Consider the following 11287-nt stretch of genomic DNA (forward strand, 5'->3'; position numbering starts at 1 on the left):
GCAGCATGGATCAGCTTCGAGTTGTAGACCTCGCCCACACGATGGGGATCACCTCGCGAGAGCTGATTTTCAAGCTTCGCTCGATTGGCGTCACAGTGGCCAGCGAAGAAGATACTCTCGATCTGGCGACGGTGCGTGCCATCATCACCGGTGAAACCCTGCAACGGCGGCCGCGAGAAGTGATCGTCCGCCGAGAGAAAAAAGAGGAGACCTCCAGCACCGTGTCCGCAAAGGACCGGCTTGCGCGTCGCCGCAAGCGGCAGGTCGTCGAGACCTCCAAGGAAATCAAAGAGGTCGTCACCGAGGACAAGCCAGCTGAAGAGGAATTCGAAACCATACCTGTCGAAGTCGAAACCGAAATCGCCACAGAAGCCATCGAGGTGGAGGAAAGCGCGGAGATGGCGGAAGACGCCGAAGCTGAGGTGATGGTCGAAGAACCGGCCGAGGCCGACATCGAAGACGAAATCGAACTCGAGCCCCCGGTCGAGATCACTGAAGAGGAAATCACCGCCGAACGCGATGACGAGGGCGCCGAGGAGAAGCCCCAGCGTGTTCGTCCGGCACGCGCCAAGACCCCTCTCGAGCAGAGTCTCCGGGAGCTCACCGCTGACGAAATCCGGCAACGTCTCGCGGACCAGAAGGCGACCGCAAAAAAAATCAAGTCCGAAAAGGCAGCCGAAAAAGTTGGCGGTCGCAAGGCCAAGGCGGCGGCAGACGCCAAGGAGATTCGCGATCTGCTCAACAAATTCGAGGAGCAGAAGCTCAAGGGGCAGGAAGAACAGAAGCCTGCGGGTCGCCCGTCGCCACGCCCCGGCGGCGGACGTCCGAGCAAGAAGGCTCGTCGTCGCCGGCAGGACGAGGAGCGCCGTGCCGCACCACCACGACCCACCAGAACGATCCAGTTCAAGGACGGCGAAAAGCCGGAAGGACCGATCATCCTGTCGGAAATGGTGACCGCCAGGGAGCTTGCCGAAAAACTCAATGTCACCGCCAAGGACCTTCTCGGTCTGTTGATCCAGAAGGGCGTCATGGTCACCGCCAACCAGTCACTACCGCATGAGCTGGCTGAAGAGATATGTTCGGACCTCGAAATCGAAGCGATGGTCGCTTCCGCCGAAGACCTCATCGAATACGAACGCGAAGAGAGCGCCGAATTGGTCGGTACCGAGGAGCCGAGGCCTCCGGTGGTCACTGTCATGGGCCACGTCGACCACGGAAAGACTTCGCTCCTCGACGCCATCCGGTCGAGTCGCGTCGCCGAGCAGGAAGCTGGCGGCATCACCCAACACATCGGGGCATCGCGTATCGACGCGTCCGACGGAAGAACGGTCGTCTTCGTTGACACACCTGGTCACGAGGCATTCACCCAGATGCGCGCGCGAGGCGCCCAGGTGACCGACATCGTGATCCTGGTGGTGGCCGCAGACGACGGCGTCATGCCGCAGACCAAGGAAGCGATCACCCACGCTCGGGCCGCCAACGTTCCGCTGATCGTAGCGATCAACAAGATTGACAAGGCAAACGCAAACCCCGACCGCGTGAAACAGCAATTGGCCGAGAACGATGTCCTGGTCGAGTCGTGGGGCGGTGAGATTCCATCGGTGGACGTCTCGGCGAAGAAGAACCAGGGCCTCGACGACTTGCTGGACATGATCCTGTTGGTCGCCGAGCTCAAGGAGCTGAAGGCGGTGGCCGAAGGAATGGCCCGGGGCGTGGTCCTCGAAGCACGCAAGGAGAAGGGGCGCGGCATCGTCGCGACCGTGCTGATCCAGCAGGGACGCCTCGACGTGGGAGATTACTTCTTCTGCGGATCCACCTGGGGCCGCGTCCGTGCAATCGCCGACGACACCGGCCAACGGATTGATTCTGGTGGACCGTCGGATCCCGTGGAAATCACTGGATTCGAGGACATTCCGGCAGCCGGAGACATCCTGCAGGCAACGGAGAGCGAAGCGAAGGCGATCGAGGTTTCCAGCTACCGCAGCCAGCGGGATCGAGAGGAAGGCCTTCTGGCGACCCGCAAGGTGTCCCTTGACAACCTCTTCGATCAGATCGCCGAGTCGGAGACTCGCGAGCTCAACGTCGTCGTCAAAGGTGACGTCCAAGGCTCGGTCGAGGTCCTGCGCGAAACCCTGATCGCCCTCAGCACCGACAAAGTCAAGATCAATGTCCTCCACGGATCGGTGGGAGCGATCACGACCAACGACGTCATGCTGGCCTCCGCATCGAATGCGATCATCATCGGTTTCGCGGTCCGCCCCGAACGGACTGCGCGCGAGCTGGCCGAAACGGAGCGGGTCGATATCAGGCTCTATACGGTGATCTACGACCTGGTCGACGACGTCAAGAAAGCCATGGTCGGGCTGCTCGAACCCGAATACCGAGAGGAAGAACTCGGCCATGCCGAAGTTCGCGAAATCTTCAAGGTTCCGAAGATCGGTGCTATCGCCGGCTGCCACGTGATCGACGGGGTCATCACGCGATCGGCGAAAATCAGGCTGCTGCGCGACAACGTCGTGGTCTACGAAGGCGAGCTGGCCTCTCTGAAGAGATTCAAGGACGATGCGTCCGAGGTCCGCGAGGGCTTCGACTGCGGAATTGGCCTGGCCAAGTACCAGGACATCAAGGTCGGCGACATCATCGAGGCCTACCGGATGGTGGAGATCGCACCGGAGCTCTGAGGCTCAATTGAGCGGAGATATTTACATAGGCATAGCGCATCTGGAGCTGCACATCCCGGAGGCGCGCAGCCTCAAGGCAAAGCGCGCACCGGTTCGTAGCATTGTTGAAAAAATTAGAAATCGCCACCAGGTTCTGGTGATAGAGGTGGAGCATCAGCATCTGTACCAACGGGCACATCTCGCGATCTGCGCCATCTCGACCGATCCGGTCGATGTCGAGGCGCGGCTTCAACGGGTGGAAAAAACAATCGGTTTCAACTGGAGCGGAAACGTTCTGAGCTGGAACGTCGACGTCATCCAGGGTTGAACGGACTGAATATGGCTCATAACAAAAACTTCGATCGGAACGCGCGTCTCGAGGGCGAGATCAGGTCGGTTCTCTCGGACCTGCTGCTCTCGGAGGTCAACGATCCGCGCCTGAAGGACGTCACGGTGTCCTCGATTCGACTCTCCGCCGACCGCTCGAAAGCGAGAGTTTTTTATTCGGTGATCGGTGATCCCGAGCGTGAACGTGAAGCCGGTGACGGCTTCGCTGCGGCTACGTCGTTCATGCGCAAGCAGCTCGGCCGGCGGATGCGGCTGCGAGTGGTTCCGAGCCTCGAGTTCCTTCGCGATACCTCGTACGAGTACGGTGACCGTATGGAGCGACTCTTCGACAGGCTCTCCGACGAGGGTCTCATCCCGGGCGATGATGGAGACGAGGGCCATGAGGAGGACACGCCATGAGCAACGTCAGTTCCGATCCGCACGATGCCGCAATCATGCTCAAGGAGGCTTATCGGGCCCTGATTACCTGTCATCGCAATCCGGACGGAGACGCGATCGGCTCGGAGCTGGCAATCGCAGAGCTTGGCGGAAGGATCGGTGTCGACTCGGTGATCGTCAATCGGGACGAGACACCGACGAATCTCTGCATGCTTCCCGGAGCTGATCACATCCGAATCGCAGACGACTTGCCCGAGGACTTCCCCGAGAAGTACGACCTGGTCATTGCGGTCGAGTGTCCGGACCTCGAACGCTCCGGTTTCGCCGGACTCACCAGGCTTCCCATTCTCAACATCGATCATCATCCCGGAAACCAGGCGTTTGGCGTCGTGAACTACCTCGATGAGGAGGCGCCGGCCGTCGGAGAAATGGTGTGGAAGCTCTACGGTGAGGTTGGTGTAATGCCATCACCCGATGCGGCCACGAATCTGTTCGCGGCTCTCGCAACGGACACTGGTGACTTCCGGTACTCGAATGCCACCGGACGTGCTTTCCGCGTGGCCGCCGAGATGGTCGATGCCGGAGCCGATCCGCCGCGCGTCGCAAACTGGGTGCACAACAACCGAAGCCTCGCATCGGTGATGCTCCTCGGTGAGGCGCTGCGCACCCTTCGCATCCAGTGCGATGGGAAGCTCGCCCTGATCACCGCCGACCAGGAGGCCTTCCAGAAATCGAACGCGGGCCCCGAGGATACCGAGGAAATCATCAACATTCCGAGGTCTATCGCCGGGGTCGAGGCGGTTGCCTTCTTCAAGCAGTGGGAAGCGGGTGTCGTCCGCGTCAGCCTGCGGTCACGCGGCGACGTCGACGTGAGACGCGTGGCGACCGCATTTGGTGGCGGAGGCCACGTCAATGCTGCGGGCTGCACGGTTAAAGGAGAGCTCGCCGAAGTCGAAGCTCAGGTCGCGTCGGCGATCGCCGCCGCTCTCGGGTGCACAGGATGAGCAGGCGACGCCCGGCTCGTTTCCACGGTCTGCTGCCGGTGTTCAAAAAGGCCGGCCCGACCTCACACGACGTCGTCGACATGGCGCGCAAGGCTCTCCATGAGCGTCGTATCGGTCACACCGGCACTCTCGACCCGATGGCGGAGGGATTGCTTCTGCTGTGCGTCGGGCAGGCAACGCGATTGCAGCAGTTTCTCCTGTTGTGGGACAAGACCTATAAGGGTGAAATCAAGCTCGGTCACGCCACTACCACATACGACAACGAAGGCGAGGTGATCGAGCCCGCCTGTACGCCCCCACCGCTGGACCAGGGGTCCCTCGACCGCATAACGGAGCGTTTTCACGGTGAAATCCAGCAGGTTCCGCCGCCCTATTCGGCAAAAAAGATCGCCGGGAAGAAGCTCTACGAACTGGCGAGAAACGGGGAAACGGTAACCCCCGAACCGAAGACGGTAGTAGTGCACGAATTCCAACTCTCTCCCGCCGGGGATGATCTCCTGTCGTTGCTGGTCAGGACCTCATCGGGATTTTATGTAAGGTCGTTGGCTCACGACATCGGAACTGCGCTCGGCTGTGGTGGCCATCTCCACCACCTGCATCGATCGGCGATCGGACCCTATTCAACAGATCGCGCCCTCTCCCAGGAAACGCTCCTGAATGCCGAAAGCGCCGAGGAAATCGTCAACGGAGACGCGTGGATTCCGCTCGAGAAGGTCGAGTTGCCGTTTCCGGAGATCGAGCTCAACCCCGCAGCCGTGCAGCGATTCACTCATGGCCAGGAGGTGGTGGTCCTGAATGCCGGCCCCAGCGACCTGGAAAAAGACTCTAAAGTCATCGTGCGAGACGCGGAAAACCACTTGCTCGGCATCGCCTCCGTGAGGTCGGTTCTGGCCCGCGGCCGAACCCTCAATATCGCGCCATCGATGGTTCTGGGCACTTCATCCGAGACCACAGCTAGACCCGGATCGAAGTCCTGAGATTTGCCATAAAGCCCGTATCCTGTTAACGTACCGTTGCCTCCTGCGCCACCGGAGGAATGTGGAGAAGAAAAAGTAATGAGCCATTTTGACGCCCAGAAGACATCAATCATCGACGAGTTTCGTACCCACCCGACGGACACCGGTTCGCCCGAGGTGCAGGTTGCGCTGCTGACGCGCCGAATCCAATACCTGACAGAGCATTTCAAGGTCTACAAGAAGGATTTCCATTCTCGCCGAGGACTGCTCCGCCTGGTCGGCCGTCGCCGCCGCCTTCTCGAGTATTTGAAGGCAAAAGACATCACCCGTTATCGCCAACTCGTCGAAAAACTCGGACTCCGAGGCTAACAGAACAGAAATAGGCCGAGGCCAAGAACATAGAAATCACCTCAGGAAGATGCGTATCGGGCCTTCTTACTGCTGCAGAGGCGGCAGAATAGAGGGTCCGGCGACGCGCGCCTGAAGAATGGAAGTAGAATGAACGTCGTCAAAAAGACCGTCGAGATCGACGGCAAGACCCTCAGTTTCGAAAGTGGAATCATCGCCAAGCAGGCTGATGGATCCACCGTCGTCCGTATGGGCGATACCATAGTCCTGGTCACCGCCTGCTCGGAAGAGAGCCAAAGGCAGGGTGTAGACTTTCTCCCCCTGACCGTAGATTACCGCGAAAACACCTACGCCAGCGGGCGAATACCCGGCGGCTTCTTCAAGCGAGAAGGACGGCCGACCGAGCGTGAGATCCTCACCTGCAGGGTCATCGACCGCGGTCTACGGCCGCTTTTCCCGGATGGGTATTACCGAGAAACTCAGGTCATCGCCTGGGTGTTGTCCGCGGACGACAAGTTCAACTCGGACATCTACGGCATTTCCGGTGCGTCGCTTGCCCTGCTCATGGCAAAGAAGATCCCTTTCACCGAGGCCATCGCGGGAGTCCGGATTGGACGTGTCGACGGCCAGATGGTGGTTTTCCCGACCTTCGACGAGCTGGCCAGGAGCGAACTCGACCTGGTGGTTGCCGGCACCGAGGACGCGCTGGCGATGGTCGAGTGCGGGGCGACCGAGCTCTCCGAGTCGGTGATCCTCGACGCCCTCGACCTCGCCCACCAGGAGATCAAGAAAATCATCGCCCTGCAGCACGAATTCGTGGCCGAGCTCGGCGTCGTGAAAGACGATTTCGTGCCCGAGCCCAGGCCGTGGCCCGCTGAGTTCGAGGAAGAGATCAAGGGGCGGTGGACCGACGAGCTTCGTGAAGCACTCAAGGTTCGTGGAAAGTTCGAACAGAAGGATGCGGTCAATGCGGTCCGCGACAAAGCGATCGCCGAGCTTCCCGAGGACGAGGCCGACGAGAAGACGCCCTGGGTCAAGAACATCTTCGGATCGATGGTAAAGGCCATCACCCGCGAGACCATTCTCGAAGCGCGCGAGCGCCTCGACGGCCGCGCCTTCGACGAGATCCGACCCGTAACCTGCGAGGTCGGCATCCTGCCTCGCACCCACGGCTCCGCCCTATTCACCCGTGGCGAAACCCAGGCCCTCGTGACCTGCACCCTCGGCACGTCTGACGATTCCCAGCTCATCGAAAGCGTCGAGGGCGATCGCCGAGAGTCGTTCATGCTTCACTACAACTTCCCGCCGTTTTCGGTTGGAGAAGCACGTTTTCTGCGCGGTCCCGGACGGCGTGAGATCGGCCACGGCGCCCTCGCCCGACGTGCTCTGACACCGGTGGTACCCGACGACGAGGACTTTCCCTATACGCTCCGCGTCGTATCCGACATTCTCGAATCCAACGGCTCCTCATCGATGGCCTCCGTATGCGGCGGATCGATGTCGATGATGGACGCCGGCGTACCCCTCAAGAGCCCGGTCGCAGGCATCGCGATGGGCCTGGTATCGGAGGGTGACAAGTACGGCGTCCTGACCGACATCGCCGGCCAGGAGGACCATTACGGCGACATGGACTTCAAGGTCGCCGGAACGGCCAACGGCATCACCGCCCTGCAGATGGACATCAAGGTCGAAGGCCTGAGCCGCCAGATCCTCGAAGAGGCGATGGAACAGGCACGCGTCGGTCGAATGCAGCTCCTCGACAGCATGGCGCAGGCCATCAGTGAAGGTCGGGAGGACATCTCGCCGTATGCTCCTCGGATCATTCAGATCAAGATTGACGTCGATCAGATCCGCAACGTGATCGGCCCCGGTGGCAAGATGATTCGCCATATCGTCGACACCACAGGCGCCAAGATCAACGTCGAGGACGATGGCACGGTGCAGATTGCGACATCCGACGGAGATGCTGCGAAGAAGGCCATCCACATGATCGAGAGCCTCACAAGGACGCCGGAGATCGGTGAGGAATTCGACGGCATCGTTCGTCGCATCGAGCCCTATGGCGCCTTTGTCGAGATTCTGCCGAATCACGATGGCCTGGTCCACATCTCCGAGCTCTCCCTCGAGCGCATCCCGGATATCCGGGACGTTCTCACCGAGGGCGACGAACTCAAGGTCCGAATCATCGATATCGATGCCAACGACCGCATCAAGCTGTCGCGCCGGGTCATTCTCGAGGACGAGGCTCGGGCGCGCGGGGACGATATTCCAGAGCGCGACGCCCGCCCGCCTCGTGACAACCGCCGCGGTGGACGGCCAAGCGGCGGACGTGGTCGCGACAATCGCCGTAGCGGGGGAAGGGATCGACGTCCGCGCCGAGACTGAACGAGAATCGAATATCCGCCTGTCACAAACCGGCCGAAAGGCCGGTTTCTTGCGTCCGATCCCGATCCCGGTCCCGATGCCGGTCCCGATGGCCGCCTCGATGACCCGAGCTCGAGTGATTGATCATCCAGCATATTTACGTGCAAGTGACCTGATTTGAGACATTTCAGGAGCGAGATGGGGAGCGTAATGGGGATCGAAGGCGCCTTCGGCGCCTATTGCCGCAGTGCGACAAAAATGCCTTGATTTCTTGCCGCAGTTCGGAGAGAATGAATGAGTGTTCATTCACTTTTCGTATACTGAAAGCCATTTGCCCTAAGGAGGCCTCCCGTGGAATACAAAGTCGACCTGCGTGACATCAAGTTCCAGCTCTTCGAGTGGCTCAAGCTCGGCGAGATGCTCGAGCACGAGAAATTCGCCGACTGGGATGCCGAAAACGTCGAAATGGTGATCACCGAAGGCCTCAAGATCGCACAGGAGCAGATGGCACCCTGCAACGAGGACGGCGACCGGATCGGGGCGCAGTACGCCGACGGCAAGGTCACCCTGCCCGATTCTTTCAAGCCCGTATACCAGACGATCTGCGAGGGTGGCTGGATAGGTTTGCTCGCCGATCCGGAGTTCGGTGGCATGGGCCTCCCCGATACGCTCGGCCTGGCGGTCAGCGAGTTCTTCAACGGTGCGAACGTGTCACTGTCACTCACCCTGATGCTCACACGCGGTGCAGGCGCCATGATCGCTGGTGTCGGCACCGATGAGCAGAAGACGCTGTTCGTGGAGAAACTCTACTCGGGCGAGTGGACCGGAACCATGTGCCTGACCGAGGCGCAGGCCGGATCGGACGTTGGCGCTTCGACGACCAAGGCGGTCAAGCAGGATGACGGCTCGTACTCGATCTCCGGCGAGAAAATTTTCATTACCGGTGGCGATCACGATCTCGCCGAGAACATCATCCATCTGGTGCTCGCCCGCACGCCGGACGCACCTGCCGGCACCAAAGGGCTCTCGCTCTTTATCATTCCGAAGATCAGAGTCAACTCGGACGGATCTCTCGGCGAGCCAAACGATGTTTTCACCAACAACATCGAGGAGAAGATGGGCATCCACGGCTCGCCCACCTGCACCCTCGTCTTCGGTCAAAACGACGGCTGTCAGGGCTTTCTCCTCGGCGAGGAGCTGCAGGGCATGAAACTGATGTTCCACCTGATGAATGCAGCTCGAATCGACGTCGGGCTGCAGGGTCTGGCGGCTGCGGGTGCGGCTCACCAACAGGCACTCGGATACGCGCGCGAGCGGCTCCAGAGCCGACATTGGAAGGAGCTCAGAAACCCCGACGCGCCGCAGGTCGCAATCGTCGAGCACCCCGACGTGCGACGGATGCTGCTGTCATCGAAATCATACGTCGAAGCAATGCGGGCGTTGCTGCTGCAAACCGCCTATTACGTCGACATGTCCCGCCTCACCGAGGGCGAGGAGAGCGAGCGATATCATAGCTACGTCGAGATGCTGACCCCAATTTGCAAGGCCTGGTGCTCCGAGTGGGGCGTCCAGGTCACTCACTGGTGCCTACAAGTGCACGGCGGCTACGGTTACACCGCAGAATATCCGGCCGAACAGATGATGCGTGATGCGGAGATCGCCTGTATCTACGAGGGCACCAACGGCATCCAGGCGCTCGACTTCGTCGCCCGAAAGCTGCCGATGAACAACGGTCAGACAATTCGCGAACTGTTGGGCATGGCAGAGGGCACCTTCAAGAAACTTCGCAACGACCCGGAGATGATGGAGCCGGCCTGGATGCTCGCCGCCGCCCTCAAACAGATCGAAACCATCTCCAAGGAGATCACCAAGCGGCCAGACGCGATCCAGCTCGTCCTTCTCAACGCGCCACCACTCCTCGACATGGTCGGCACGGTACTCGGAGCCCACTACCTGATGGACCAGGCCGTGCTCGCCAAGAAGGAACTGGCTGCGATCCTCGAGAAGAACAGCATCGGCACTGACGATAAGAAGGCCTACAAGGAATTCCTCAAGGACAACGAGGAAGCGGCCTTCTACCACAACAAGGTGCAGACCGCGATCCACTTCGCCTACCGAGCGCTGCCGACGGTGGCCGCCAAAGGCGCCGCTATCCGATCCGGAGAGAAGACGCCTTTCTACGCGATCATGTGATCGCGTTTTCCCCTCCCTCCTGGTGGCCCCTGCTGCCCGCAGGGGTCTTTTTTTCCGGCAATTCGGCTCAACGGCGTCACGGCACGACGGCAGACAGACGACAGCTTCCCGACTGTCACAGCCGAATCCGACCCCCCGGATGGCCTCCATTGGCGAGCAAAAGACCACCCGTGGGACCTGAGCTGCCGCTGGGCCGTCCGGCCATCGAACCGTAGAGCCGTCCGGCCTTTCAATTACCCGGCGCCCAGGAGAATGCTACACTCTGATTCCGGGCGAGGACGATCCTCGCTCATCCTTTCAACACATCTGTGGAGGATTGACATGCCGTACAAGGAGATCGTGACCGCGCGAGTTGTTTCGAGACAGGACCACCAGCCGGTCTCCGGTGCGACCGTGCGGGTCTACGACCAGGACATGGTCTTTGACGATTTCCTCGGAGAGGCCACCACCGATGCAAATGGACGCTTCAGGGTCACCTTCAGCTCAGACGACTTCCAGGGCCAGGTCACCGGCTTCGAGGCACGGCCTGACATCTTCGTCAGGGTCACCAACCCCGCCACCGGCAAGACCACCAAGAGCGAGACCTTCCACGAGCTCACCGGCTTGCTGACCAGGAACGATGCCGAGGAGATCATGGACCTCGGTGACGTCGAGGTGGACTGAGCTCTTTCCTCCTCCCGCACCGCTCCTGCCACAAGAGCGGCGCAGGGACAGGACCAGCGTCGGCAATCAGGGTCAGGACGCGGCGACGGCGTCAGGTGACTGGGGCGTCGACGATGCGTCTGTGAGGCCGTGATGTGGCACGGTCTAGAAACCGTTTCCTGGGGCTGCCGCTGTCGCCGTGCGGACTGAGCGGTGGAGACTCCGGCGCCTTGGGATGAACACCCTCTTCCCTCAGCTCCCACAGGCTCGACGACGACCAACCCAAAGTGTTACCTATGTATCCGGTTTATCTGTCACCCATCTACTCGGTCGGACAATGCAATCGGGCACTGTCGAAACCGGCTTCGACAGAGGCCCGCCGGCGCGCCCAAGG

At 60.6% G+C, this 11287-nt stretch carries 9 protein-coding genes; all 9 read left to right on the forward strand.

What is annotated here, in order from left to right; all coding sequences use genetic code 11:
- Positions 1-5 precede the first annotated feature (5 nt).
- The 9 genes from infB to LJE93_08455 all read left to right on the forward strand — a co-directional run bounded on the left by infB (position 6) and on the right by LJE93_08455 (position 10914).
- Entirely contained in the window at positions 6-2681 is a 2676-nt protein-coding gene (gene infB / locus LJE93_08415) for a translation initiation factor IF-2 (protein ID MCG6948918.1), read from the forward strand.
- 7 nt (positions 2682-2688) lie between these two features.
- On the forward strand, positions 2689-2988 hold the full coding sequence (locus tag LJE93_08420) for a DUF503 domain-containing protein (GenBank protein ID MCG6948919.1): 300 nt from the start codon (positions 2689-2691) through the stop codon (positions 2986-2988).
- Positions 2989-2999: 11 nt separating this feature from the next.
- A complete protein-coding gene (gene rbfA, locus LJE93_08425) occupies positions 3000-3407 on the forward strand; it encodes a 30S ribosome-binding factor RbfA (protein ID MCG6948920.1) in 408 nt (135 codons plus the stop codon).
- Positions 3404-4390 (forward strand): bifunctional oligoribonuclease/PAP phosphatase NrnA, encoded by a 987-nt coding sequence (locus tag LJE93_08430; GenBank protein ID MCG6948921.1) that lies wholly within the window; start codon positions 3404-3406, stop codon positions 4388-4390. The genes rbfA and LJE93_08430 overlap by 4 nt, the downstream gene beginning before the upstream one ends.
- Positions 4387-5367: a tRNA pseudouridine(55) synthase TruB gene (truB, locus tag LJE93_08435; GenBank protein MCG6948922.1), complete on the forward strand. Its 981-nt coding sequence runs from the start codon at positions 4387-4389 to the stop codon at positions 5365-5367. Before LJE93_08430 ends, truB begins: the two co-directional genes overlap by 4 nt.
- Positions 5368-5445: 78 nt before the next feature.
- A complete protein-coding gene (gene rpsO / locus LJE93_08440) occupies positions 5446-5715 on the forward strand; it encodes a 30S ribosomal protein S15 (protein ID MCG6948923.1) in 270 nt (89 codons plus the stop codon).
- A gap of 129 nt (positions 5716-5844) precedes the next feature.
- Positions 5845-8079: a polyribonucleotide nucleotidyltransferase gene (pnp, locus tag LJE93_08445; protein ID MCG6948924.1), complete on the forward strand. Its 2235-nt coding sequence runs from the start codon at positions 5845-5847 to the stop codon at positions 8077-8079.
- Positions 8080-8409: 330 nt separating this feature from the next.
- A complete protein-coding gene (locus tag LJE93_08450) occupies positions 8410-10251 on the forward strand; it encodes an acyl-CoA dehydrogenase (protein MCG6948925.1) in 1842 nt (613 codons plus the stop codon).
- A 321-nt stretch (positions 10252-10572) separates the two neighbouring features.
- Complete coding sequence (locus LJE93_08455; protein ID MCG6948926.1) at positions 10573-10914, forward strand: transthyretin-like family protein; 342 nt, start codon at positions 10573-10575, stop codon at positions 10912-10914.
- Positions 10915-11287 lie beyond the last annotated feature (373 nt).

This window comes from Acidobacteriota bacterium (assembly GCA_022340665.1).
GTDB lineage: Bacteria > Acidobacteriota > Thermoanaerobaculia > Thermoanaerobaculales > Sulfomarinibacteraceae > Sulfomarinibacter.